Source organism: Bacillus sp. FSL W7-1582 (assembly GCF_038593325.1).
In the GTDB taxonomy this organism is placed as follows: Bacteria; Bacillota; Bacilli; order Bacillales; family Bacillaceae; genus Bacillus; species Bacillus altitudinis.
In genome coordinates, this window is the sequence record NZ_CP151987.1 from 1,241,534 (window position 1) to 1,266,412 (window position 24,879).

Below are 24,879 nucleotides of genomic sequence, written 5' to 3' on the forward strand. Positions count from 1 at the left end.
TTTTATATCGGCTTGTTTTTAACAATTTTAACATAAAATCAAAGAAAATTGGAAGTTTTTCCTGTTTTTATTCTGTTTTTTTATAAAGATAAAATGGCGATTGAATTCAAATTTTACCATAGTCTTATGACGAAAACAAACAAATTTGTCTTACGTTTGCCACCGATTGATGAGCAAGATCAAACATCAATTTAGCAAAAAGGAGTGCAAAACATGGTACAAATTTATCAAGATTTTATTCCAGTTGGAAACGGAAATCGGCCAGGATATGCTATGACGCCGCTTTATGTAACTGTGCATAACACAGCCAATACATCTAAGGGAGCTGACGCAAAAAGTCATGCGGCATATGTCAAACGCTCAACAACAGAGGTAAGCTGGCACTTCACAGTGGATGACAGAGAAATTTTTCAGCATCTCCCTTTAAATGAAAATGGGTGGCATGCTGGGGATGGACATGGAGATGGCAACCGAAAATCGATTGGCATTGAAATTTGTGAAAACGAAGATGGAAACTTTCAACAAGCTGTCAAACATGCCCAGTGGCTTATTCAAAAGCTTTTAAAAGAACATGGCATTCCATTAGCAAATGTGGTGACGCATCAGCATTGGTCAGGAAAAACATGTCCACGTCTGCTGCTAGCTACATGGGATGAATTTAAAAGAGGAATTGAGACTGCAGGTGATCCGGAAACGGTGATCACATATGTGGTGAAAAGCGGGGATACGCTAACGAGTATTGCCAAAGCCCATGGTGTCACAGTGAGTGATTTACAGACATGGAATCAGATTAGTGACCCGAACATGATTCGAGTTGGACAAGTTCTCAAGATTTATCATGCAGAAGAAAAGCTCAGTTATGAACTGCCGGATGGGGTGTTAAAGGTGACATCACCTCTGACAAAAGGGGAGCATGTACGTCTCGTCCAAAAAGCGCTTGCTGCTGTGTATTTTTATCCTGACAAAACAGCTGCAGATAAGGGCATTGATGGCGTTTATGGGGAAAAAACAGCCAATGCCGTCGCGCGATTTCAACTGATGAATGGTCTAACAAGTGATGGAGTATACGGTCCTAAAACAAAAGTGAAGTTGCTTCAACTATTAAATCAGTGAGTCTTTCTTTTTGGCCGCTTGAATGACGGCTTCACTTTTTTCATGTAATCGGCAGATATAAGGGGATGGCTTAAATTCAGCAAACTGAACATACCTCAATTGTTTAAGTTTCTTTTTCATATTGGCACCTCAATCGTTGCAGCAGTTGGTTTTATTGTATGCAAGTAGATGTGAAAACGGAAGTAGGACGCGGATGATGTTCCGCGTCCTTTAGTGTAATCAAGCTTTTTTATTTTTATACTCATCTAGGAGCTGTTCATTCTTTTTGAAAATACGCTCCGTATGGGGACTTACTTTGTAATCAGCCATACTAATATGGCGCTTTTTCTTTAAAATCTTAAATGGGTTTTTCTTGCGATTGTTATTATCCCCTTGAAGTGCGTGTTCCATCTTCATCACCTTCCTCTTCGTCAGGCAAGATTAGGTCATAAATCGTTGTAAGTGAAGTCATTAATAAATAGTCGAATTCAGTGACAATATCCTCAGAGGTCAGCTTAATCACAAAGTGTGCATCCGCTACTGAAAACGGGATGAGAACCAATTTGCCGTAATCATCGTAATACACTTCCTGCCTGTCAAGCTTTGCTTGAATGAGCGCTCTCTGATCAAGTGTCCGCAGCAGGTCATCTTTTTGCTCCTGCGTATCATAAGGACAAAGAACTGCTTGAATATTCATTTTTTCTGCAAAAGAATAGATCAGTCGTTCAATTCCCTCTATATAAGCTTCTATACTTCCATAATATACATGGATCGGTTCGTTTTTCAATAGGTATTGGTACGTTTTTAGTTTATTGAGGTAAGAATGAAGCAGGTCGTTATTTTGTTCTAGGAGTTGATGGGTGTCGGTTTCAAGTTCATGATTACCGAGTTTTTTAATATAGGAGCTGAGGAAAATAAAGGCATCAGTTAATGCGAAAAAAACAGCAATAATCAGGTAGTGCATCCAATCGGTGAAGATTGAAGCAGGGTCATATGTCCAGTACACAACAGCACCCGCTACATAAATCCAATACCACGTTTTACGAATCGCAAACATCTTTTCTTTTACTTTTTGTTCAAAGCGCCATACCGCAAATACATATACAGCAAGAGCACCTAGCAATAACCAAACAGTCAATTGAAAAAATAATAGCATGTTCTTCTCTCCCATAGACAGATGGATACTTATTTATTTCTATGGATATGATTGGAAACCCTGCTTCATGAAAAAATGGCTTGCAGAAAAAGAGCATTTAAGAATGCAAACAAATAAAAAAAGACCTGTTAGACAGGTCTTTGATATTAGAGAATCGCATTTAACACAAAGTATATAAGTGCCCCTAGAGTTCCCGAAATCGGTAATGTGATCACCCAAGTGACAAGCATACGTTTTGCCGTACCCCAGTTGACTCCTTTTACTCTATGTGCAGAACCTACACCTAGAATAGAAGATGAGATCACGTGAGTGGTACTAACCGGTAAGTGAATAAATGTTGCACCGAAGATAATAGCTGCACCCGTTAAGTCTGCAGATACTCCGTTTACTGGACGAATCTTCATGATTTTACCGCCGACTGTTTTAATAATCTTCCAGCCGCCAATAGACGTACCAAGTCCCATTGCAAGCGCACAAGAGAATTGTACCCAGAAAGGAATGTCGTCTGTTGTATGCAAATTACCTGCAATTAAAGCCATCGTAATAATTCCCATCGCTTTTTGCGCATCGTTTGTTCCGTGGGTATACGATTGCAGTGCAGCCGTTAAAATTTGAACACGTCGGAATTGTTTATTTGTTTTTGCGAGATTGTTATTTCGGAATATAATTTTGATAATGGTATACACGATATATCCCAAAACAAAAGCCAGGATAGGTGAAAGCAAAAGTGCTTGAATGATTTTAATGAATCCCGAATAGTTTAAAGCGCCAAAACCAGCAGAGGCAATAACAGCTCCTGCAATTGATCCGATCAGTGCGTGTGAAGAACTACTCGGAATCCCGTAATACCAAGTAAGCAAGTTCCAAGTTATCGCTGCAATTAAAGCAGCCAAAATGACGACAGATCCGTTTTGAAGTGTAAAAGGATCTGCGATGTCTTTTGTAATGGACTTTGCCACACCTGTAAATGTCATTGCTCCTAAGAAGTTCATAAACGCTGCCATAATAATAGCATGTCTAGGCTTTAACGCCTTTGTTGAAACAGAAGTAGCAATGGCATTTGCTGTATCGTGGAATCCGTTAATGAAATCAAAAGCAAGTGCACAAATGACAATAAGTATGGTAAGGATGAGTAATGTATCCATGTTTAACTAACCCCGTTACGCATTCTTCATAATGATTGTTTCTAGATTGTTGGCAACACTTTGACAGGAATCTGCGATTTCTTCAAGTGTTTCGTAAATTTCTTTGTATTGAATGACCTTAATTGGATCTGTTTCTTTTCCAAACAAGTTCTTTAGTGATTTGCGGTGAAGATTGTCACAATTATGCTCAATCTCTTTAATTTTGATTGCGTGCGGATGAATATCTTTCAAGCGATTATCAGCCAGTAATTCAATAGTCGTTAAAATTTCTTTCGCACATTCTCTGATGTAGTGGCTGAATTTGTCGATATGTTCGTCAGAGCTTGTAATTGAATAAATTTCTAAAGTTGCTGAAAAATGCTCAATGCCGTCTAAAACATCGTCGAGGCTATTCGTCAATTGAAGAATGTCTTCACGTTCAATCGGTGTAATAAAGGCTTTGTTCAGCTCTTTAATCATGGTATGAACATGATTATCACCTTTTGTCTCATATTCCTTCAATGTGTCAGAAAATTCTTTCAGAGTGGTTTGATTTGTTACTTTATAGCTAACAAAATACTCAGCAGTTTCATCTAAATTTTTAGCAATTTCCGTTAACAAGACGGAAAACTTGTCTTTTTTCCTTTTTAACATGTAAAAACCCTCCATTGTATAAATGAGACAATGCACACATCAAATAATTATATATTCTTTTGTCGAAAAAAAACAGGTGTAGTCGAAAATTTCTTCACTTTTTCTATTTGATCTTATTCTGACCTAAAGATGTGATCTCAACTCACCTTTTTCAGAAAGGGGAAAAGAAAGCAAAAAAGCGGACCATTTTTGGCACCGCTTAAACGTTAAGAAGCTGAATAAACAAGCTTAAACCGCTCACAAACAAGAAGCATATCTTCCTTAAATGTTAATCCGTACGGCTTCAGGGCTTCTGTGAAAAATTCTTCATGTTCTTTGTACCAATAGTCATATGAAAGATCGCCTTCACCTTCTGCTTTTGCAAATGATTCAGGAACCTCATTCATTGGCATGATATCTACTTGTGTGATCTCTATGATGGCTTTTGGTTCCTCCCTGCTGTCCAAAATGACCGCATATTGACCGGGTTTTGGAAGCGGCTCTTGTTCTTTTTCGTAAAAAAGGTATCCAGAACAAGTGGCTGTTTTTTTTCCTTGTTGTACAAGGTCAAGCAAGTGATCTGGATCTGCGCCAAATGCCCAAGCAGAAACAGAGGCGTGATCAGGAGTTTTTCCTGATTTTTCTTCCCAATAAGATTCCCAAAATAAAGTGCTTTTGTGGTTCATCCTTTTTCCCCCTTTGTTATGAGTTTATTATATCGTGAAGTTTCAAACTTGGAAATCGTATGTCTTTATTACTACGAACTGTGCATGTCATATGTTTTGAAAACATGTGTTTTGTTTGGCAGATATAGGATGATAGAATGAAAAATTTTGAAATTTTAGAATAATCTATTGTATTCTGGTCAAGAAGTCGGTAAGGTCAAAGTAAGAATATGGAAGGGGTGTTGTTCATGAAACGCATTTCTCTAACTGTTTTGTCCATATGTCTGTTTGTTTTCTCGTTTTTCCTGCCGGTCAGCCAAGTCACTGCAAACGAAACTCATGGGAATAAAGTAGCTGTTGGCAAAGATGGGATGGTGGCTACTGCACATCCGCTTGCATCGGAGATTGGTGCTGATGTATTGAAAAAAGGTGGGAACGCAGTGGATGCTGCTGTTGCCATTCAATACGCACTTAACGTAACAGAGCCAATGATGTCTGGAATTGGCGGTGGCGGATTTATGATGGTTTATGATGGGAAGACAAAGGAAACATCCATCATCAATAGCAGAGAGCGAGCACCACAGGGCGCAACACCTGACATGTTTTTAACAGATGATGGAAAAGTGATTCCATTTACTGAGCGATCTACACATGGAAATGCGGTAGGTGTTCCAGGGACTGTAAAAGGTCTTGAAGCTGCATTAGATAAGTGGGGTACTCGTTCTATGAAGGAATTGATTGAGCCCTCCATTCAACTTGCAGAAGATGGTTTTGAAATTGACTCTGTCTTGGCAAAAGCGATTGATGATCATCAAGGAAAATTGAAAAAAACGGCCGCAGCGCCAATTTTTCTTCCAAATGATCAGCCGCTCGAAGAAGGAGATCTGCTTGTCCAGCCAGGTCTTGCAAAAACATTTAAACTCATTGCGAAAAAAGGAAGCAAAGCGTTTTATGAAGGAAAAGTAGCAAAGGCACTTGCAAATACAGTTCAAGATTTTGGCGGGACGATGACTTCAAAAGATATCAAACGTTATGAAGTCAAGACTGACAAGCCAATCTGGGGAGACTATAAAGGATATCAGCTTGCAAGCATGCCTCCACCAAGCTCAGGCGGGGTGTTTATGCTACAAATTCTCAAAATACTTGACCATTTTAACCTGTCTCAGTATGACCCCAAATCATTCGAAAAATATCAGCTGCTTGCTGAAACAATGCACCTCTCCTATGCTGACAGAGCCGCATATGCCGGCGACCCCGAATTCGTAGATGTTCCACTAAAAGGACTACTAGACGATGATTACATTTCAGAAAGAGCCTCTCTCATTCAACTAGATCAAATGAATCGCAGCCCGAAAGAAGGAGATCCTTGGGCATATGAGGATGAAAAAAATCCATCCCCAATTGTTCCTCAGCCAGAAGATAAAACCATTGGTGAGACGACCCATTTTACTGTTGCAGATCAGTGGGGAAATGTTGTGTCATTTACAACAACCATTGAACAATTATTTGGTACAGGGATACTTGTTCCAGAGTATGGATTTTTCTTAAATAATGAACTGACTGATTTTGATGCAAGACCTGGCGGGGCAAATGAAGTCCAGCCCAATAAACGTCCGTTATCAAGCATGACTCCGACAATCATTTTTAAAGATGGAGAGCCTGTTATGACTGTTGGGTCTCCTGGCGGAACGACGATCATTGCTTCTGTCTCACAGACGATTCTCAATTTACTTGAATATGACATGGAGCTTCAGGATGCGGTAGAAGAGCCAAGAATCTACACAAACAGCTTAACTTCGTATCGTTATGAAGTAGGTGTCCCTCTAGATGTAAGAACAAAGTTAAATGATATGGGTCACCAGTTTGGCAGTTCACCTATTGATATAGGGAATGTGCAAGCTTTACTGATTGATCGAAAAGCAGGGACATTTACTGGAGTAGCTGATTCAACGAGAAATGGAACTGCTGTTGGTGTCAATCTAAAGGTAGCTGCAGATCAATAGCATTTCCCGGGAAAAGAAGCGCCTCATCAAGAAGGCGTTTCTTTTTTCATTAAAATAAAAACACAGTTGACACCTGTGAATAGTTTGAATAATATATAGACTAACATCAATCATACATAGCTGATCGGACAACCGAAGGCTCTTGGCATTGACGTACAGGACTTTTTTGTACTTCAATCGCTGAGGGCCTTTTTTGCGTATAGAACTGAAAACGGCAAGGTTGGTGTCACTATTCAATGTGAAAGGGAGCGGATAACGTGAAAAAATGGATATGGATTTCTATTGCGATCACACTTTTCATCATCACAAGTGCTGCATGCTCAAATGCGAATGAAGCCTCAAATCAAAAGGGAAAGGTTGAGCTGTTGAATGTGTCATACGATCCTACACGTGAATTGTATCAGGAATACAATCAAGCCTTCCAGACTTATTGGAAAGACAAAACCGGTGAAGATGTGACGATACAGCAGTCTCATGGAGGGTCGGGTAAGCAGGGGAGATCGATTATTGATGGACTCGAAGCAGACGTGGCTACACTTGCTCTTGGATACGACATTGATGCCATTGCAGATCGAGGGCTACTTTCAAAGGATTGGCAAAAAGAATTTCCAAATCAGTCCACACCTTATACGTCTACTATTGTGTTTCTTGTGAAGAAAGGGAACCCCAAAAATATTAAAGACTGGGATGACTTGCTTCAGCCAGGTGTATCTATCATCACACCAAATCCAAAAACGTCAGGCGGTGCAAGATGGAATTATTTAGCCGCATGGGCATATGCCGATAAAACCTTTCATGGGGATGAAGAAAAAACGAAGGATTTTGTGAAAAAGTTATATGAACATGTCGAGGTGCTCGATTCAGGTGCTCGCGGCGCCACAACAACTTTTGTCGAGCGCGGTCTTGGTGACGTGTTAATTGCTTGGGAAAATGAAGCCTATTTGACACTGCATGAATTAGGTAAAGACAAATTTGAGATTGTCAGTCCCTCCATTAGTATTCTAGCAGAGCCGCCCGTTGCCGTTGTCGACCAAAATGTGAAACGAAAAGGAACAGAGAAAGTGGCAAAGGCTTATTTAGATTATTTGTATTCTAAAAAAGGACAGGAAATTGCGGCGAAAAACTATTATCGACCAAGAAATCAAGAAGTGCTAAACAAATATAAAGATCAATTTAAAGAGATTGATATGGTGACCATTGATCAGGCATTTGGCGGATGGCGAAAGGCGCAGAAAAGATTTTTTGATGATGGCGGATTATTTGATCAAATATATAGCGGACAAAAATAGGGGGCGACGTGATGAAGAAAGGCTATGCTGCCGCCAATAAAAGAAAACGTGTATTGCCTGGATTCGGGCTGAGCCTCGGAGTGACACTTGTTTATGTCAGTGCGATTGTCGTGATTCCTTTATCTATGGTATTTATTTGGACGGCTTCATTAGGAGCAGAAGGAATTTGGAATGTCTTTAGTGATGCGCGGGTGCTAAAGTCGCTGCAGCTTACGGTTACGACTTCTTTTGCAGCTGCACTCATCAATGCAGGTTTCGGTGTACTGATCGCATGGGTTCTCACGCGGTACTCGTTTCCAGGAAAGAACATCCTGGATGCCCTCATCGATTTGCCGTTTGCTCTTCCAACGGCAGTGGCTGGCATCGCTTTGACGACTCTTTATTCTCCGAATGGGTGGATTGGGCAATTTTTGCATGTGAAGGTGGCATACACCCCGCTCGGGATTATTTTGGCACTGATTTTTATTGGCATTCCATTTGTCATAAGAACGGTTCAACCGGTCATTGAGGGGCTTGAGCAGGAAGTGGAAGAGGCCGCAGCCATACTTGGTGCTACAAGAAAACAGACCTTTTTTCATGTACTGCTGCCTGCCTTGTTTCCAGCGGTAATGACTGGATTTTCTCTGGCATTTGCAAGAGCACTCGGTGAATATGGCTCCGTTGTGTTTATAGCGGGAAATATTCCGTTTAAAACAGAGATTACACCACTGATGATCATGTCTAAGCTTGAGCAGTATGATTATCAAGGTGCCGCAGCCATTGCCTGTTTCATGCTGCTCTTATCATTTGTCATTTTGTTATTGATTCACGGATTGCAGTGGTTTGTCGAGCGGAAAAAACAAGTGGAAGTGAGGTGAGACGATTGGAAAGGGAGCTTCTTAAAGAGCACCGCATCAAGTACAGGAGTCCTGTGACGGAATCAAAAGCGGTGAAGCGTATGTTGATTAGTGTGGTGTATGCTTTTTTGATTTTGTTTTTACTCATGCCGTTGATTGCTGTGTTTTCAAAGGCTTTTGAGAAAGGATGGAGTTCTTATCTTCTTGCCATCTCACATCCAGACACGCTTGCGGCAATTAAATTGACTGTTTTCATTGTGATGATCACATTGCCGCTTCAAATGATTTTTGGGATCAGTGCTGCTTGGCTCATCACAAAATTTCATTTCCCGGGAAAACGTTTGTTAACAACTGTCATTGATCTTCCGTTTGCGGTGTCACCTGTCATTGCAGGACTTGTATTTGTACTTTTATTTGGTTCAAATGGACTTTTAGGACCGTGGCTATTAGCAAATGGATGGAAAGTGATTTACTCTGTACCGGGGATGATTCTTGCGACCATCTTTGTGACATTTCCTTTTGTTGCGAGAGAATTAATTCCGTTTATGCAAAATGAAGGCATTCATGAGGAAGAAGCATCGCTTACGCTTGGTGCCAGTGGGTGGAAGACCTTTTTCCTTGTGACACTTCCAAATATAAAATGGGCCCTTTTTTACGGCGCCATTTTAGCAGGGGCTAGGGCAATTGGTGAATTTGGTGCAGTGTCGGTTGTATCTGGTCATATACGCGGAATGACGAATACGATGCCGCTTCATATAGAAATTCTATACAACGAGTATCAATTCCAAGCGGCTTTTGCTGTGGCCTCTCTCATGGCGTTTGTAGCGGTCATTACATTAATCATCAAGCAGATCATTCAGCAGAGAGATCACAGGCTTGGCAAGCGTTCAAAATGAATGGAGGGATCAGCCTTGGGGATTACAGCGAAACAAATATCAAAGCAATTTGGGCAGACGAAGGTTTTGCAAAACGTGGATTTGACGATCGAAAATGGGGAATTGATTTCCTTACTTGGACCGTCTGGGTCAGGTAAGACGACTTTATTAAGAATTATTGCAGGGCTTGATGATGCGAATACAGGGCAGATCTTATTTGGAGAACAGGATTATACTTATATTCCAGTGCGAAAACGGCAAATTGGTTTTGTCTTTCAGCAATATGCGCTTTTTCAAAATATGACGGTATTTGATAATGTGGCTTTTGGATTGAAGATGAAACCTAGAGGAGAAAGGCTGCCTAAAAAAGACATTAAAGAGCGGGTGCATGAGCTGCTGAAAGTCGTTCAATTAACGCAGTATGCACACCGTTATCCAGAGCAGCTGTCAGGTGGACAAAAGCAGCGTGTAGCACTTGCGCGTGCTCTAGCCGTTAAACCGAAAGCTCTTCTCTTAGATGAGCCTTTTGGTGCACTAGATTCAAAGGTGAGAAAAGAATTAAGACATTGGCTGAAAAAAGTTCATCAAGAATTTCAAATGACGACCATCTTTGTGACGCATGATCAAGAAGAAGCGTTTGATATCGCTGATCGTGTTGTGGTGATGAATGAGGGCAGAATCGAAAAAATCGGCACAAAAAAAGAAATGACAGAGCAGACAGACAACCTTTTTGTAGCTGAATTTTTAGATATAGGAAGCCATATTTAACAAGAAGTTGATGTGATGTAATGAAAGAGATGCGGCAAAAAGCTGCATCTTTTTTTATAAAAATTTTCCTAGGAACATTGACTTATAATTTTGAATATTATAATATCTTTACAAAGGTAACAGTATTGAACATTTTATAAAACATCTATTTGTAAGCGCTTTACAAAAGGTTCTATTTTAAAATGTTCATTCTTTTTGTTACATGTGTTCATATTTATACCAAATGAAAGGGGTGGTTGTTTGAACAGTTTGTTTGAGTTAGATCAACAGCTGATTGAGCTGCAATACGAAGCATCTTCAAGTGAGGAGGTGACTGCCTATTTAGCAGAAAGGTTAGAAACTGGAGGATATATTAAATCGAGCTTTTTACCAGCAGTGCTTGAAAGAGAAAAAACATATCCGACCGGTCTTCCTCTTGCGACCTTTGGGGTGGCCATTCCCCATACAGATCCTGAACATGTAAACAAACCGGCGATCAGTGTAGCGACATTAAAGGAACCTGTTATTTTTCATAAGATGGGAAGCCCTCATGAGACAGTTCAAGCCAAAATTGTGTTCGTTCTGGCAATCTCTGAACCTAGTAAGCAGCTCGTGATGTTAGAGAAACTGATGACGCTTTTCAGAAAAGAAGAAGTAATGACAAGTTTATCTCAGATGACATCGTATGAAGAAGCCGTTGATGTACTTCAAAAAGAATTAAACCAATAGTTATTCACGACATAATGTAAGCGCTTTATCTAAAATCAGGAGGTGGATGTATGATCAAGCAAGCCGTCGATTTCATCTTAGACTTAGGGCCAACAATTATGCTCCCAATTATTATGACGTTATTCGGTATGATTTTAAGGCAAGGATTTAAAAAATCCTTCCGTGCAGGTATTACGATCGGAATTGGATTTGTCGGGGTCAATCTTGTCATTAATTTACTCGTAAGCGGTCTTGGACCAGCAGCCAAAGCCATGGTCAATTCTCTTGGATTAAAGCTTGATATTTTAGATGTCGGCTGGCCGATTGGAGCCGCTATTTCATTTGGTACACCTGTTGCCCCTTTAATGATTCCTCTTGTGCTCTTGTTAAATGTTATTTTGCTGTCTGTTAACTTTACGAAAACATTGAATGTGGATATTTGGAATTTCTGGCATTTGATTTTCGCTGCTTCTGTTACTTACTACGCTTATCATAATATGTTCTTAGCCCTTGCCGTTGGTTTAATCGTTTCTGCGATTACACTAAAACTCGCCGATTGGACGGCACCGACGATTGAACACCATTTCGGATTAAAAGGCGTATCGATGGCTCATGCTGAAACGGTCAACTTCGCTCCGCTGATGTATGCGTCAAACCGCGTGATTGATAAAATCCCTGGTTTAAACAAAATTCATGCGGATCCAGAAACTTTGAAAAAACGTTTTGGCATCTTTGGTGAACCGCTTGTGATGGGTCTTATACTTGGTATCATTATTGGTCTTCTTGGCGGCTATGATGCAAAAGGTGTCATGACCCTTGGAATTCAAATGGCTGCAGTGCTTGTGTTAATGCCAAGAATGGTTGCTTTATTAATGGAAGGACTTATTCCAATCTCTGAGGGTGCTCGTTCTTATATTCAAAAGCGTTTCCCTGGAAAAAATGTCTATATTGGTTTGGATACAGCGATTGTCATTGGTCATCCAGCGAATATGGCTGTAGCCCTTTTGATGGTGCCAATCACCATTTTGCTCGCTGTCGTCCTTCCTTACAATGGCATGCTGCCGTTTGCAGACTTATCGGTTCTGCCATTTACAGTCGTATGGGCAGTAGCAGCCGCTCGTGGGAATATTATTCGCGGCCTCATTAACAGTATTTTTACCTTAATGATTGTTTTCTTCATTGCAACGAACCTTGCACCACTCGCCACAACAATGGGGAAAGCAGTTGGTTTCGACTTCCCAGAAGGGGCAAATATGATCTCTGGTATCGATCTTGGTTCACACGTCATTCCTTGGATCATGGTGAGACTTCTTGATCCGAGCAACCCTTACTTCATTGCAGCGATTGTCTGTGCACTGGCATATGCGCTTCTTTGGTACTGGGTGCGAAATGATATTAAAAAGCAGTATGCAAAAGAAATGGGCTTAGATCAGAAAGATCAATAAATGAGCTGGAGGGATTCTCATGGCAAAAAAAATATTAGTATCTTGCGGAACGGCAGTTGCTACGTCAACGGTTGTGGCAAAAAAGGTAGAAGAGACATTAAAGGAAAAAGGATACGATGTCATCGTTGAACAGTGTAAGGCATCTGAGGTTCCGCAGAAAGCGGAGGGTGCTGATTTAATTGTGACGACAACGCCTGTTAGTGATACAAAAGGAACGCCTGTGATTCAAACGTTATCTTTTTTAACGGGATTTGGCATTGAAGAAGATATTGAAAAAATTATCGATCATATTAAGTGAACGATGATTGCGTGGAGGAGCTGCGAAAGCTCCTTCCATGTCATTTGAAAGGAGGAGCTCTCATGCAGCAGCATGCTTATAGCCGAACGTCTGCCATGTTTTCTATTTTCCTTCCGGCCTTGTTAATATGTGTGTTTTTTCTCTGGTCTCTTTATACGTTGATGTCGGCAGGACCTGAGCCATTAGCTGTGTTAGGTGTCTATACGCTGCCTATCCTTATGCTTTCTAGCATCACTGGCCTGAATCAGCCAACGAATATCATGATTAGTGAAGATGAGCTGAAAATAGGTGCTTTTGGCAGGTGGCACACATATGCCGTGTCCGATATTAAAGGAAAGTTGTTTTTAAAACCATATCCTCATATCGGGAAAGTATATGTCAGAGTGGGACCTGCGCGAATATTTGGCGGACGCTACTGGATTTCAAGTGAGATGAGTGAGTACAAGCAGCTCGTTCAATCCTTGCAGAGTCTTGCGACATGTGATGAAAAGGAGGATGCGGCTAAATGAAATCAGCTGTCTTTTATTCTTCAGAGGACATTCGTTACGAGGAGCGGAAGCGGCCAGCCATTGGTGATGATGAAGTATTATTAAAAATGCGTGCCTGCGGGTTATGCGGGACGGATATTTATAAAGCGACACATGAGACGGTACCTCCTGGCACAGTGCTAGGGCATGAAATCGCTGGTGACATTATCGAAACAGGCCGTCACGTCACACATGTTCAAACGGGAGACAGGGTGTATGTAGCGCATCATGTCCCTTGTTTTACTTGTGACTTTTGTCAAAGAGGATTTTATACAATGTGCCCGCAATTTGCAGCCACAAATGTAGAGCCGGGCGGTTTTTCGGAATATATTCGTGTTCCTGCTTTACATGTGAAGCATACAATGGGCAAACTCCCACATGACGTCTCATATGAACAAGGAGCGATGGTCGAACCGGTTGCCTGCTGTCTTCACGGCTTTGAAAGGGCGCCCGTTCATCCTGGAGATTCGGTGTTGATTCTTGGAGCGGGGCAAATTGGCTGCATTCAATTACAGCTTGCCAAATATTATTTGGCTGGAAAAGTGATGATCACAGACGTAAATGAGAACAGGCTCCTTCAAGCAAGAAATCTTGGGGCGGACGTCGCTTTTCATCCAGCATCTGAGCCAGTAGAAAACCGCGTCATGAAAGAAACAGATGGAAAGGGAGCGGACCTTGTCATTATTTCTGTGGGGAGCAGTGCGCTTTTAAAAGAAGCATTTCAAGCTGTTGCAAGAGGCGGAACGATTTTGGTCTTTGCTCACTTTCCAAAAGGGGATGTCTCCATTCCAGCAGAACGTTTTTTCCATGATGAAGTGAAAGTAGTCGGAGCTTATTCCTCGCATCCATACCATTATCGTGAAGCGCTAGAGCTCTTAAAAGCAAAGGTCGTTCATACAGAAAAAATGGTGACGCATCGATATCCATTAAGTCAGCTTCGTCAGGCGATAGAATGCGCTAGGCATCCAGAAGGTGAAAGCGTCAAAATCATGATGTATCCAGATGAATGAGAATGTACGAGATGGAGAGAAAGAGAAGGTCTTTGGAAAAGGGCTTTGCCTTTCTCTTTTTTTCTGAAAAAAGATGAAAACGCTTAAAAAATAAACGGAAATACTTGACTTCAATGAGAGTTAAACGTATGATAATTACAAATGTAACATATAAGAACAAATGTAAAGGGGAGAGAAGAAATGCAAAAACAAATCACTTTGCCTGAACAGATTAGTCATGAGAAATTAGCAGATTTATATAAACAAATGTGGTTAGTAAGATATTTTGATGAAAAGGTCGATCAATTCTTTGCTAAAGGATTAATCCATGGAACGACCCATTTATGTGTTGGACAGGAAGCATCGGCTGTTGGGTCTATTGCTGTGTTAAAGGATGAAGATAAGATTGTCAGTACACACCGCGGACATGGTCACTGTATTGCAAAAGGTGCAGAGGTCAATAAAATGATGGCTGAACTATTCGGACGTGAAACAGGTTACTGCAAAGGAAAAGGCGGTTCCATGCATATTGCCGACTTAGAAAAAGGAAACCTTGGGGCAAATGGAATTGTTGGCGGCGGTATTCCGCTTGCAACTGGTGCGGCGCTCACGTCCAAGATGAAAAAGGAAGGCTTTGTGGTCCTTTGTTTCTTCGGAGACGGCGCTACAAATGAAGGCAGCTTCCATGAAGCGCTGAATCTTGCTTCCATTTGGGATTTACCTGTTGTGTTTATTTGTGAAAACAACCAATACGGCATGTCTGGTCCTGTGAAAGAAATGATCAACATTGAAGACATCTCAACAAGAGCCAAAAGCTACGGAATGCCAGGGAAAACAGTTGATGGAAATGACATGGTTGAAATCATGAATACAGTAGATGAAGCGGTAAGCCGTGCAAGAGCTGGAGAAGGGCCATCACTCATTGAAATGAAAACGTATCGCTGGAAGGGTCACTCAAAGAGTGATGCGAAAAAATACCGTACACGTGAAGAAGAGACAGAATGGAGACAAAAAGACGGAATTAAACGCTTTAAGTCACTCTTAATGGAGCTAGATGTTCTGACAGAAGAACAGGCTGCTCGTTTACAAGAAGAAGCGAAGCAAGAGATCGAGGCATCTGTTGAATTTGCGAAAAATAGTAAAGAACCATCAATTGACACACTATTAGAGGATGTATACGCCTAATTAGGAGGGGAATCACGTGACAAACACGACAGTGAGAGAGATTTCATATTTAGAAGCCGTTCGAGAAGCAATGAGTCAGGAAATGAGAAAAAATCAAGATGTCTTCATTTTAGGTGAAGATATCGGCGTATACGGTGGCGCATTTGGTGTCACGCGCGGGATGATCGAGGAATTCGGTCCAGAACGCGTCCGCAATACGCCGATTTCAGAGGCTGCCATCGCAGGAGGCGCAGTCGGAGCGGCTTTGACAGGGATGCGTCCGATTTTAGAACTACAATTCTCTGACTTTATTACAATTGCAATGGATCAGCTTGTAAACCAAGCAGCGAAAACACGTTACATGTTTGGCGGAAAAGGGAAAGTGCCGCTTGTTGTCAGAACACCAGCAGGTTCCGGGACAGGTGCCGCAGCGCAGCACTCCCAAAGCTTAGAAGCGTGGATGGCTCATATTCCTGGACTAAAGGTGGTTCAGCCTTCAACAGCTTATGATGCAAAAGGACTTTTAAAAGCAGCAATGGATGATGACAACCCTGTCATTTTCTATGAACACAAGCTTTTATATAAAACAATTGGTGAAGTACCAGAAGAGCAGTACTCGATTCCTTTAGGGAAAGCGGATGTGAAGAGAAGCGGAAAGGACGTCACAATTGTCGCAACAGCCATTATGGTGCACAAAGCGCTCGAAGCAGCGAAGGAACTAGAAGCGGAAGGAATCGATGTCGAGATCATTGATCCGAGAACGCTCGTCCCATTAGATGAAGAAACCATTATTGAATCTGTGAAAAAAACAGGCAAATGTATCGTTGTGCATGAGGCAGTGAAACGAGGCGGCTACGGCGGAGAGATTGCGAGTATGATAGCGGAAAGTGAAGCCTTCGACTATTTAGATGCACCTATTAAACGACTTGGCGGTCTTGCCGTTCCAATACCGTACAACCCAACGCTGGAAAAAGCAGTCATTCCACAAGTGCCAGATATTATTGAAGCAGCAAAAGAGCTCGTGCGCTCTTAAGTAAAGGGGGAGAAGATCATGCCAAAAGAGATATTTATGCCGAAGCTAAGCAGTACGATGGAGATCGGTACCTTGCTTCAATGGTTTAAAGAAGAAGGAGATTCGGTTGAAATCGGTGAGCCTCTATTTGAGATTATGACAGACAAAATCAATATCGAGGTTGAAGCCTATGATGATGGCGTTTTTCTAAAGAAATATTACGAAGCAGATGATCAGATTCCAGTCAATGCTGTCATTGGATATATCGGAGAGGCAAATGAGCAGGTACCGAGCGAGCCGCCAGCGCAGTCAGATGAAGCATCTTCTGAAGACAGCGGAACGTCATCACCATCTGAACCATCTGTTTCGACTGAAGTTGAACCAACGGTGGGTGAGAAAGTACGCGCAACACCTGCAGCGAGAAAAACGGCAAAAGATCACCAAGTAGCCATTCACGAAGTATCTGGTACAGGACCAAAAGGCAGAATTCAAAAACGGGATGTCGAAGCGTCCCTTCATACGAACGAGGAAGGCCAGCGCATATCACCACTTGCAGGAAAAGTGGCTGCTCGTGAAGGGATCGACTTAGCGAATGTTGCTGGTTCTGGCGTCCACGGAAAAATCATGAAGAGTGACGTAAAAGCAGCAGGCGCACAAAAGGCAGAGGCTGCTCCAGTGAGAACACAAAAACTAGCCGGGATGAGAAAAGTGATCGCAGATCGCATGTCACAAAGTGCCTTTACAGCACCGCACGTCACATTAACAAGTGAAATTGATATGACAAAAGCAAAAGAAGTGCGCAAACAGCTGCTACCAGCGATAGAAAAAGAGACAGGCTACAGATTGTCGTTTACAGAAATCATCATCCATGCTGTCAGCAGTGTCCTCACGCGCCATCCGCAAATCAATATGACGTTTGAACAAAATGAGCTCCATTTCCATGAGGATGTGCACATTGGTCTTGCGGTTGCTGTGAAAGACGGCTTAATGGTTCCGGTCATCTCTCATGCAAATCAAAAAGGGCTGAAACAGCTCACAAAAGAAGCAAAAGAAATTGGTCGAAATGCACGCGATCAAAAGCTGCTGCCAGACCAGTTGAAGGGGTCTACATTTACCATTAGTAACTTAGGGATGTATGCCATTGACACGTTTACCCCAATTATTAATCAGCCGGAAGTGGCGATTTTAGGTGTTGGACGCATTCAAGAAAAACCTGTAGTGATCGATGGAGAAATTCAGGTGCGGCCAATGATGGGTGTCAGCTTATCATTTGATCATCGAGTGGTAGATGGTGCACCAGCAGCAGCCTTTTTAACAGACCTTAAAAAAGTGCTTGAACAACCATTTGAATTGCTAATGTAGGAGATGAATCGGATGACAAAAACGTATGATCTGACAGTCATTGGCGGTGGGCCTGGCGGGTACACTGCCGCCCTTCAAGCCGCTGAACGTGGACACAAGGTTGCATTGATTGAAGACGATTTTCTAGGGGGGACTTGTTTAAATCGAGGCTGTATCCCTTCAAAGACACTGCTCAAACATGCAGAAGTCATTGAATCCATTGAGAAAGCAAAAAGCTGGGGAATCGAAACAGGTGAGATGGTTCTTTCCTTCGATAAAATGAGAAAACGTAAAGATGATGTCATCGAAAAACTCAGGGGTGGAATCGCCTTTTTATTAAAGCAAGGAAAGATTGATGTATATAACGGCAGAGGAACAGCTGTGACAAAAAATCGCATTGACATTGAAAAACAAGATGGGTCAGAAACGATTGAAACAAAAGAGCTGATCATTGCCACTGGCTCATCACCTGCTATTCCGCCTATTCCAGGGCTCAAAGAGATTCAATTTGACACAAGTGATACGATCTTTGACATCCCAGATATTCCTGCATCTGTCGTCATTATTGGCGGGGGTGTAATTGGTCTTGAGCTGGCATGCATCTTCCAGAGTCTCCAATCAAAAGTCACCATTATAGAAGCCGCTCCGTCGATTATTCCGCAGGAAGATGAAGAAGCTTCGAAATTACTAGAAAAAGAATTGAAGAAAAAAGGCATCCATATCGCAAAGAAAACGACGGTGACAGAGGTAACAGAAAGCGAAGGAGTCAAAGCGATTCATGCGACAGACGATAAAGGAGAGACGCACATCTTTACGGCTGAAAGACTGCTAGTTTGTGTCGGAAGAAGACCAAATGTCTCTGCTGTCAGTCAGCTGGAGCTTCAGCTAGATGGTCCTTTTATTAAAGTGAACGACGAGATGAAGACAAGTGCTGAAGGTGTATATGCAATTGGAGATGTAGCCGGCGGCTATCAGCTCGCTCATGCGGCGATGGCAGAGGCAGCCGTTGCGGTTAGCAATATATGCGGCGAGCCTGAAAGAATGAATCACGACATCGTTCCTAGATGTATTTATACATTGCCAGAAGTAGCGAGTGTGGGATTGACTGAGAAAGAGGCGAAAGCGAAAGGGCTGAATGTGCGGGCAGAGCGATTTGATTTAGCTGCAAGCGGAAAAGCGTTGGCAGCAGGTGTTCAAACCGGTTTTATTAAACTCGTGTACGATACCGTATATGGTGAAGTCATTGGCGCTACAATGGTTGGTCCGCACGTAACGGAGATGATATCAGAGGCTTCTTCATTTATGTATTTAGAAGGAACAGCTGAAGAGATGGCCAAAATGATTCATCCGCATCCAACCATCTCAGAAGGCTTTTATGAAGCAGCTCTTGATATTGTGAGTAAGCTGAGAAAATAAATGCCAAACAAGGGATAGGGAGGAGATCCGTGTGCACGTCCAGCTTCATCAGAAAGTGGCACTTGTGACAGATAGCACAGATGGATTTGGAGAAGCCATCTGCCTGGCTTTGGCCCAGGCAGGTGCACATGTTTTCATACACGCTTTTCGTGATGAATCAAAAGCAAAGTCGATAAGCGAAGACATTGAAAAATTAGGCGGCCAATCGACTGTTGTCATCAATCCGCTTGAGACACCGCGTGATGCTACGCTTATGCTAAGGCAAGTCATCGATACATGCGGCAAGCTTGATATTTTAGTCAATCAAGCCGAGCAAAAAGCAGATGAGGAGATTGATGACGTAAGTCCTGAGATATGGGTCGATGAAGTGGAAAGATCCGTAAATACAGTCTTTCTTTCCAGTCAAGCCGCTGTGTGGCATATGGTGGATCAGAAGCAGGGCTGCATCATTAATATTTCCTCATCAGGCAGCATAACAGGTGATGGCGGGATCTCACATGCTACATCTAATAGTATGTTGAATGCCATGACAAAAGGATTAGCGCGCGAATTTAAAGACAAAGGCATCCGGGTATTGGCACTACTTCCGCCGCCTCTCCATTTGCTTCCTGACAAAGAGCAAATCAAGGAGACGGTGGCTCATATGACGGTTTTCTTAAGTACATCGTACGGTGCATTTACAGATGGAGCAGCGATTATGCTTGATGGGGGTGAGAGCGCTGGCTAATCAACAAAAACCAGTTCTCATCGTAGGTGGCGCCCAAGGAATCGGCAAAGAAATTGCTCAGCGTTTTTTAAAAGAAGGGCATCGTGTAGCTGTGTCAGATATAGATGAACAAGGACTTTCGCTTTTAAAACAACAGCATCCTCAGCTGCTGACGTTCCAAGCTGACGTTTCATCGTGGGAAAGTGTTCAGCAAATGGCGTCAGCAGCTGAAAGGGAGTTGGGTGGCATTGGGCATCTTGTCTATTCAGCAGGAATGACGAAATCCCTTCCTTTTTTAGAGGTTGATTTTTCACTTTGGAAAAAGACACTGGCTGTGAATCTATATGGTCTTTTCTATTGCATCAAAGCATTAGCACCCTATCTATGTGAGCGGAAAGAAGGCAGCGTTGTCATTATTGGATCAGGATCTGCGATAACAGGCTCTGGCGGCGGCATCCAGTATTACGCGTCAAAAGCCGGGGCATTTGGTCTCATGCGTTCGCTTGTAAAGGAATTGGGTTCCCATCATGTCCGCATCAATGTCATTGCACCGCGCGTCATTGAATCTCAGATGCTTGATACGCTCTATCCGACTGAGCTTGAGAAAAGTCAGCTTCGATCACTTATTCCTATCGGGAGATTAGGAAAACCAGAAGATATTGCTGGAGTCACTTTATTTCTCGCAAGTGACGAGGGAAGCTATTTGCACGGACAGATACTCTTATTAGATGGCGGGAGAACGTATCAGCCTAAATATAGCGAGGGAAAAAGAGCGGAGAGTTAATCGCTCTTTTTTTATTTTCATAACAATTGTTCCAATTAGAAACGAATGTTTGGTATACTGGTAATCATAGTATATTAAAAGGATGATGTCACATGCTGAATTGGGAAGAAAGACGACAGCTCGTCAAAGTTGCTCATCTTTATTATACAGACGGGTGGACGCAGCAGGAGATTGCAAAAAAGCTCAATGTCTCAAGACCAGTCATTTCAAAGCTCTTACAAAAAGCAAAAGATGTGGGAATCGTTGAAGTGTACATTAAAGACGAAAGTATTCATACAGTGGAACTTGAAAAGCAGCTGGAAACAACTTTTCAATTAACGGATGCTGTCGTTGTCCCAAGTGTCGGGACAATGTCTGAGATGGTCAAACGGGCAGTCGGTCAAGCGGGCGCCTATTATCTTTCTAAAAACATGAAAGGCGCTGAGAAAATCGGTATTTCATGGGGAACCACACTTGCCGAGCTCGTGAAGGAATATCCATTTGAGCGAAGAAACGATGTCAAAGTCATTCCTTTAGAGGGCGGAATGGGCAGGCAGGCAGTCGACATTCACGCGAATCAGCTGGCATATGAGCTGGCAAAGAAGATGAATGGTACGTGTTCCTATTTATATGCACCTGCGATTTTAGAAACAGAAGAATTAAAAGAGCGGCTGATGGCGATGCAGGACATAGAAGCTGTGCTTGAAGAAGGCAGAAATGTTGATATTGCCCTGATCGGTATTGGAAATCCGCATAAAGGCTCTACATTGAAAACAGTCGGTTATTTAAAAGAAGAGGATTTGTCTGGGTTGAGACAATCAGGGGCTGTTGGTGATATTGGTTTTCGTTTCTTTGATGGTGAAGGGAAACCAGTCCAAGATGAGCTGAACCAAAAGGTGATTGGATTATCGTTAGAACAATTAAAGAACGTGAAAAAAGTCATCGCAGTTGTGGAAGGAACCCATAAAGCTGAAAGTATTTTAGGGGCCTTAAACGGCGGCTTTATTCAGGTGCTCGTCACCGACGAATTAACTGCGGCAGCTATTTTAAAGGAAGCATCTGTCCAATAAACAGCTGACAGCTATCGTATTGTATAAAAAGAGCTACATCAAACGAGAAAGGAGCTGTGTATCTTGAAGAAAACCGAAATGGAAGCAAACCTACACTGTACTCGGTGCCAAGAAGAGACCCTCCACAGCATCGTTTATGTGAATGATCAGATGAAAAGCGTTGAGTGTACAGAGTGTCATCAGAAGATCAGTGTGCAAGTCGACATCATGAAGGAATTTTACAAAGAAGTATATGAAAAAATTGCGACAAAGCCGAAGCGGATGACGCAGGAGTATAAGGCGAATCTGAATGGATTTATTTCAAGACTCCCCATCCGGGTTTTAAGTAAGCCATACCGGCTGATGAGATATTTAAACGAATCTTATAAGGTCATTAAGCAATATAAAAAATAAAGCAGAGGCTGTCTTAGCGCTCTGCTTTATTTTGTGTTTTTTTCATGTAGTAATAAATCGGCAGTCCGGCAATGCCGATCAGCATGGAGATCAGGCAGCTTTGCCAATCGGTGATCATGGTGCTGATTAAGACAAAGAAAGAGCCGATAATCGCAATGATCGGTGTGAGCGGGTAAAGTGGTACGCTATAAGTGCGCTTCATTCCCTTGTTTTGTTTTCTTAGCTTAAAGACAGCGAAAAAGGCCATCACATAGAAGATGTAAATCATGAAAATCGAAACCTCTGACAGCTTCTCAGGATTACTGACGATCATAAACACAATGGCAATCAAAATCTGTACAAATACAGCGATCCAAGGTGTTTGAAAAGTAGGATGAATGCGTGAAATGGCTTTGGCAAACGGAATTTGTTTTCGTTCTGCCATTGCAAAAATGACACGCGGGAACGAAAGAACCTTTCCATTCAAACAGCCAAAGATACTAATGATGATTCCGATACTAATAATTTTACCGCCAATGGGACCAAAGAGCATTGTAGCAGCTGTGCTTGTGGCATTTTCACCTAGTTGAACGATTTGATCAGCTGGTAACACATGCAAAAGGGCGATGTTAATAAAGAGATAACATGCTGTGACAATTAAAATACCTCCTGCCATCGCGCGAGGAAGCAGTTTCTCTGGATTTTTCATTTCACCACCAAGCGCTGCAAGCAAAATCCAGCCATCATAGGCGAATAATGTTGCCAAAATTGCTGCACCGAAGTTCATCTGAGCGATACTCTCATTGACGGCTGTGAAAATATGTTCATTTCCTTTCCATAAGCCAAACACAATAATTGCTGCAATTGGAACAAGCTTTCCGATCGTGGTCAGTCCTTGGACAAAACCACCGTATTTCGTTCCCATGATGTTGATCACACATAAAAAAAGAACGGTGATAATGCCAATGGTTGTAGCCCATATAGATGAAAGAGAAAATAAATTAGCTAATAATGAACCAAAATAAAGACCAAGAGCACCAATAATCGCTGGTCCGTAAATAATAATTTGCACCCAGCCACATAAGTAGCCCCAAAATTCACCGTATACTTCTTCAAGATAGGCATATAAACCGCCAGTACGCGGGATTTGTGTACCAATTTCAGCGACTGTGAGTCCGCCTGCAAGGGTTAAGATCCCGCCTAACAGCCATGCGAATAAGGCGATGCCTGAGCTTCCTGAATAAGAAAGGACGTTGCCAGGCTTCATAAAAACGCCAGATCCAATAATTGTTCCGATGACAAGAGATAGGGCAAAAAATAAGCCGATGTCTTGTTTTAACGCTGGTTGTTCTTTGTTCATTACACACGACCTCCTGCATCACTTTCGTACGTTACTGTGACATGTATTTTGTTCATTGTAATACGATTTTAGGAAAACAAGAATTAAAAAAATTTTCTGATTTTCGTATTTGTATTTAAAAGTGTTCGTTTATTGGAGATATTAGGATGAATGTTATCTTAAAAACGAACAATATAATAATATTTTCGATTTAATGTTAATTTAATAGGTGAAAGCCGAACATCCAATAAAGATGCAGCCGAATGGTTGACTTTTCTTCTAAAATGACCTATTTTATTCATAAGGATATTATCTTGAATTCGAGATATTTTATAATAGGAGTGAACACAATGAAAATAAATGGGATTCACCACGTATCAGCACTAACAGCAAATGCTCAGAAAAACGTTGATTTCTACCGCCAAATCCTTGGCTTAAAACTGGTGAAAAAAACAGTCAATCAAGATGATCCATCGATGTATCATCTATTTTATGGAGATGAGGTCGCCTCACCTGGTACAGAGCTGACGTTTTTTGAAATACCGATGCTCGCCCGCCGGCTGGACGGAACAAATGCGATCTCACGCACAGGTTTGATTGTCACTTCAGAGGAGGCACTCACCTTTTGGGAAAAGCGCTTTGAAGAAAAAGGTGTAAAGAAAGAAACAGCTTCTTTAAGAGGCGGCAGACCTGCCTTGAAATTTACAGATCCAGAAGGACAGCAGCTGTTTTTGACTGTAGAACCAAGCGTGCAAGATGGAGCGAAGCCGCCAGTGCATGATGAGATTCCTGCTGATTTTGCGATCAGAGGTTTGGGACCAGTAGAATTAACAGTCGCAGAAGCAGATAAAACGATCAGTGTGTTAACGAGCATCCTTGGTTTCACAGAAAAAGCACGTGAACAATCAAATGATGGGGAAATCGTGACGATTTTTGAATCAGGACAGGGCGGAGCTGGAACAGAGATTCATGTCATTGAAAAAGCAGAAGGACCTGCTGAGCGATCTGGCAGAGGGAGTGTTCATCACGTAGCCTTTCGTGTAGCGGACGCAGAAGAGCTTGAAAAATGGCATGATAAAATAGCCAAAGCCGGTTTCACCAACTCTGGTGTTGTAGAACGTTTTTATTTTAAAGCCCTATATTTTAGAGAGCCAAACGGCATTTTGTTTGAAATCTCAACAGACGGTCCGGGATTTACAGTGGATGAAAGCGTGGATGAGCTTGGTGATCAATTAGCACTTCCACCATTTTTAGAGCACAAACGAGCAGAAATTGAACAAAGATTAGTCCCAATCAAGTGAACATGAAA

At 42.0% G+C, this 24,879-nt stretch carries 27 protein-coding genes; 20 read left to right on the forward strand and 7 right to left on the reverse strand.

Annotated elements, in window-relative coordinates; all coding sequences use genetic code 11:
• Positions 1-213: 213 nt before the first annotated feature.
• Positions 214-1,113 (forward strand): N-acetylmuramoyl-L-alanine amidase, encoded by a 900-nt coding sequence (locus NSQ11_RS06325; protein ID WP_035700416.1) that lies wholly within the window; start codon positions 214-216, stop codon positions 1,111-1,113.
• Here the strand turns inward: NSQ11_RS06325 and NSQ11_RS06330 are convergent.
• The 6 genes from NSQ11_RS06330 to NSQ11_RS06355 form a co-directional block, all read right to left on the reverse strand.
• Positions 1,102-1,233: a hypothetical protein gene (locus NSQ11_RS06330; RefSeq protein WP_255201815.1), complete on the reverse strand. Its 132-nt coding sequence runs from the start codon at positions 1,231-1,233 to the stop codon at positions 1,102-1,104. The two genes, NSQ11_RS06325 and NSQ11_RS06330, sit on opposite strands and share 12 nt — an antisense overlap.
• 99 nt (positions 1,234-1,332) lie before the next feature.
• Complete coding sequence (locus NSQ11_RS06335; protein WP_008346289.1) at positions 1,333-1,509, reverse strand: type II toxin-antitoxin system SpoIISB family antitoxin; 177 nt, start codon at positions 1,507-1,509, stop codon at positions 1,333-1,335.
• Positions 1,478-2,248, reverse strand: coding sequence for a type II toxin-antitoxin system SpoIISA family toxin (locus tag NSQ11_RS06340; RefSeq protein ID WP_048001649.1), 771 nt, complete (start codon positions 2,246-2,248; stop codon positions 1,478-1,480). The genes NSQ11_RS06335 and NSQ11_RS06340 overlap by 32 nt, the downstream gene beginning before the upstream one ends.
• A gap of 146 nt (positions 2,249-2,394) precedes the next feature.
• Entirely contained in the window at positions 2,395-3,393 is a 999-nt protein-coding gene (locus tag NSQ11_RS06345; RefSeq protein ID WP_017359158.1) for an inorganic phosphate transporter, read from the reverse strand.
• Between the two features lie 15 nt (positions 3,394-3,408).
• Positions 3,409-4,026: a DUF47 domain-containing protein gene (locus NSQ11_RS06350; protein ID WP_017359157.1), complete on the reverse strand. Its 618-nt coding sequence runs from the start codon at positions 4,024-4,026 to the stop codon at positions 3,409-3,411.
• A 206-nt stretch (positions 4,027-4,232) separates the two neighbouring features.
• Complete coding sequence (locus NSQ11_RS06355; protein ID WP_048001648.1) at positions 4,233-4,691, reverse strand: ASCH domain-containing protein; 459 nt, start codon at positions 4,689-4,691, stop codon at positions 4,233-4,235.
• Between the two features lie 227 nt (positions 4,692-4,918).
• Between NSQ11_RS06355 and ggt the strand changes: the two genes are divergently transcribed.
• From ggt to NSQ11_RS06445, 18 genes are all read left to right on the forward strand, one after another.
• Complete coding sequence (gene ggt / locus NSQ11_RS06360) at positions 4,919-6,673, forward strand: gamma-glutamyltransferase (protein ID WP_144610173.1); 1,755 nt, start codon at positions 4,919-4,921, stop codon at positions 6,671-6,673.
• A gap of 257 nt (positions 6,674-6,930) precedes the next feature.
• Positions 6,931-7,962 (forward strand): sulfate ABC transporter substrate-binding protein, encoded by a 1,032-nt coding sequence (locus tag NSQ11_RS06365; protein ID WP_144610172.1) that lies wholly within the window; start codon positions 6,931-6,933, stop codon positions 7,960-7,962.
• A gap of 11 nt (positions 7,963-7,973) precedes the next feature.
• Positions 7,974-8,819, forward strand: coding sequence for a sulfate ABC transporter permease subunit CysT (gene cysT / locus NSQ11_RS06370; protein ID WP_019743464.1), 846 nt, complete (start codon positions 7,974-7,976; stop codon positions 8,817-8,819).
• A gap of 5 nt (positions 8,820-8,824) precedes the next feature.
• Entirely contained in the window at positions 8,825-9,694 is an 870-nt protein-coding gene (gene cysW, locus NSQ11_RS06375; RefSeq protein ID WP_052320227.1) for a sulfate ABC transporter permease subunit CysW, read from the forward strand.
• A 15-nt stretch (positions 9,695-9,709) separates the two neighbouring features.
• A complete protein-coding gene (gene cysA / locus NSQ11_RS06380; RefSeq protein WP_186365190.1) occupies positions 9,710-10,441 on the forward strand; it encodes a sulfate ABC transporter ATP-binding protein in 732 nt (243 codons plus the stop codon).
• Positions 10,442-10,681: 240 nt separating this feature from the next.
• Positions 10,682-11,149 carry a PTS sugar transporter subunit IIA gene (locus NSQ11_RS06385; RefSeq protein ID WP_017359150.1) on the forward strand — a complete coding sequence of 156 codons (468 nt, stop codon included), beginning with the start codon at positions 10,682-10,684 and terminating at the stop codon, positions 11,147-11,149.
• A gap of 50 nt (positions 11,150-11,199) precedes the next feature.
• A complete protein-coding gene (locus tag NSQ11_RS06390) occupies positions 11,200-12,573 on the forward strand; it encodes a PTS transporter subunit IIC (RefSeq protein WP_007498866.1) in 1,374 nt (457 codons plus the stop codon).
• Between the two features lie 19 nt (positions 12,574-12,592).
• Positions 12,593-12,871, forward strand: a complete 279-nt coding sequence (locus NSQ11_RS06395; RefSeq protein ID WP_008346262.1) for a PTS sugar transporter subunit IIB — start codon at positions 12,593-12,595, stop codon at positions 12,869-12,871.
• Between the two features lie 62 nt (positions 12,872-12,933).
• Entirely contained in the window at positions 12,934-13,380 is a 447-nt protein-coding gene (locus NSQ11_RS06400; RefSeq protein ID WP_008346260.1) for a hypothetical protein, read from the forward strand.
• Positions 13,377-14,408, forward strand: coding sequence for an alcohol dehydrogenase catalytic domain-containing protein (locus NSQ11_RS06405; RefSeq protein ID WP_017367078.1), 1,032 nt, complete (start codon positions 13,377-13,379; stop codon positions 14,406-14,408). The genes NSQ11_RS06400 and NSQ11_RS06405 overlap by 4 nt, the downstream gene beginning before the upstream one ends.
• Before the next feature lie 180 nt (positions 14,409-14,588).
• Positions 14,589-15,572 carry a pyruvate dehydrogenase (acetyl-transferring) E1 component subunit alpha gene (pdhA, locus tag NSQ11_RS06410; protein ID WP_041092295.1) on the forward strand — a complete coding sequence of 328 codons (984 nt, stop codon included), beginning with the start codon at positions 14,589-14,591 and terminating at the stop codon, positions 15,570-15,572.
• 31 nt (positions 15,573-15,603) lie between these two features.
• Entirely contained in the window at positions 15,604-16,584 is a 981-nt protein-coding gene (locus NSQ11_RS06415; RefSeq protein WP_026050078.1) for an alpha-ketoacid dehydrogenase subunit beta, read from the forward strand.
• A gap of 18 nt (positions 16,585-16,602) precedes the next feature.
• Positions 16,603-17,925 carry a dihydrolipoamide acetyltransferase family protein gene (locus NSQ11_RS06420; RefSeq protein WP_041092297.1) on the forward strand — a complete coding sequence of 441 codons (1,323 nt, stop codon included), beginning with the start codon at positions 16,603-16,605 and terminating at the stop codon, positions 17,923-17,925.
• 12 nt (positions 17,926-17,937) lie between these two features.
• On the forward strand, positions 17,938-19,320 hold the full coding sequence (gene lpdA / locus NSQ11_RS06425) for a dihydrolipoyl dehydrogenase (RefSeq protein ID WP_060832266.1): 1,383 nt from the start codon (positions 17,938-17,940) through the stop codon (positions 19,318-19,320).
• A 31-nt stretch (positions 19,321-19,351) separates the two neighbouring features.
• Positions 19,352-20,047, forward strand: a complete 696-nt coding sequence (locus tag NSQ11_RS06430; protein ID WP_024719603.1) for an SDR family NAD(P)-dependent oxidoreductase — start codon at positions 19,352-19,354, stop codon at positions 20,045-20,047.
• Entirely contained in the window at positions 20,025-20,810 is a 786-nt protein-coding gene (locus tag NSQ11_RS06435; RefSeq protein WP_024719604.1) for an SDR family oxidoreductase, read from the forward strand. The genes NSQ11_RS06430 and NSQ11_RS06435 overlap by 23 nt, the downstream gene beginning before the upstream one ends.
• A 92-nt stretch (positions 20,811-20,902) precedes the next feature.
• The gene (locus NSQ11_RS06440; RefSeq protein WP_017359143.1) at positions 20,903-21,859 is read left to right on the forward strand and encodes a sugar-binding transcriptional regulator; all 957 of its coding nucleotides are present in this window, start codon (positions 20,903-20,905) and stop codon (positions 21,857-21,859) included.
• 63 nt (positions 21,860-21,922) lie between these two features.
• Positions 21,923-22,252, forward strand: coding sequence for a hypothetical protein (locus NSQ11_RS06445; protein ID WP_008358910.1), 330 nt, complete (start codon positions 21,923-21,925; stop codon positions 22,250-22,252).
• A gap of 13 nt (positions 22,253-22,265) precedes the next feature.
• On the opposite strand, the gene NSQ11_RS06450 is transcribed toward NSQ11_RS06445, so the two are convergent.
• A complete protein-coding gene (locus NSQ11_RS06450) occupies positions 22,266-23,591 on the reverse strand; it encodes an amino acid permease (protein WP_035392321.1) in 1,326 nt (441 codons plus the stop codon).
• A 329-nt stretch (positions 23,592-23,920) separates the two neighbouring features.
• Here NSQ11_RS06450 and NSQ11_RS06455 point away from each other — a divergent pair, with 329 nt between their 5' ends.
• On the forward strand, positions 23,921-24,871 hold the full coding sequence (locus NSQ11_RS06455; protein ID WP_025207212.1) for a ring-cleaving dioxygenase: 951 nt from the start codon (positions 23,921-23,923) through the stop codon (positions 24,869-24,871).
• The last annotated feature ends 8 nt before the right edge of the window (positions 24,872-24,879 follow it).

Coding starts and splice junctions, on each gene's coding strand:
- NSQ11_RS06435 (WP_024719604.1), top strand. CDS start 20,025: ATGGGGGTGAGAGCGCTGGCTAATCAACAAAAACCAGTTCTCATCGTA.
- cysT (WP_019743464.1), top strand. CDS start 7,974: ATGAAGAAAGGCTATGCTGCCGCCAATAAAAGAAAACGTGTATTGCCT.
- NSQ11_RS06335 (WP_008346289.1), bottom strand. CDS start 1,509: ATGAAGATGGAACACGCACTTCAAGGGGATAATAACAATCGCAAGAAA.
- ggt (WP_144610173.1), top strand. CDS start 4,919: ATGAAACGCATTTCTCTAACTGTTTTGTCCATATGTCTGTTTGTTTTC.
- NSQ11_RS06330 (WP_255201815.1), bottom strand. CDS start 1,233: ATGAAAAAGAAACTTAAACAATTGAGGTATGTTCAGTTTGCTGAATTT.
- NSQ11_RS06400 (WP_008346260.1), top strand. CDS start 12,934: ATGCAGCAGCATGCTTATAGCCGAACGTCTGCCATGTTTTCTATTTTC.
- NSQ11_RS06340 (WP_048001649.1), bottom strand. CDS start 2,248: ATGCTATTATTTTTTCAATTGACTGTTTGGTTATTGCTAGGTGCTCTT.
- NSQ11_RS06390 (WP_007498866.1), top strand. CDS start 11,200: ATGATCAAGCAAGCCGTCGATTTCATCTTAGACTTAGGGCCAACAATT.
- pdhA (WP_041092295.1), top strand. CDS start 14,589: ATGCAAAAACAAATCACTTTGCCTGAACAGATTAGTCATGAGAAATTA.
- NSQ11_RS06355 (WP_048001648.1), bottom strand. CDS start 4,691: ATGAACCACAAAAGCACTTTATTTTGGGAATCTTATTGGGAAGAAAAA.
- NSQ11_RS06325 (WP_035700416.1), top strand. CDS start 214: ATGGTACAAATTTATCAAGATTTTATTCCAGTTGGAAACGGAAATCGG.
- lpdA (WP_060832266.1), top strand. CDS start 17,938: ATGACAAAAACGTATGATCTGACAGTCATTGGCGGTGGGCCTGGCGGG.
- NSQ11_RS06395 (WP_008346262.1), top strand. CDS start 12,593: ATGGCAAAAAAAATATTAGTATCTTGCGGAACGGCAGTTGCTACGTCA.
- NSQ11_RS06455 (WP_025207212.1), top strand. CDS start 23,921: ATGAAAATAAATGGGATTCACCACGTATCAGCACTAACAGCAAATGCT.
- NSQ11_RS06450 (WP_035392321.1), bottom strand. CDS start 23,591: ATGAACAAAGAACAACCAGCGTTAAAACAAGACATCGGCTTATTTTTT.
- NSQ11_RS06345 (WP_017359158.1), bottom strand. CDS start 3,393: ATGGATACATTACTCATCCTTACCATACTTATTGTCATTTGTGCACTT.
- NSQ11_RS06350 (WP_017359157.1), bottom strand. CDS start 4,026: ATGTTAAAAAGGAAAAAAGACAAGTTTTCCGTCTTGTTAACGGAAATT.
- NSQ11_RS06420 (WP_041092297.1), top strand. CDS start 16,603: ATGCCAAAAGAGATATTTATGCCGAAGCTAAGCAGTACGATGGAGATC.
- NSQ11_RS06440 (WP_017359143.1), top strand. CDS start 20,903: ATGCTGAATTGGGAAGAAAGACGACAGCTCGTCAAAGTTGCTCATCTT.
- NSQ11_RS06405 (WP_017367078.1), top strand. CDS start 13,377: ATGAAATCAGCTGTCTTTTATTCTTCAGAGGACATTCGTTACGAGGAG.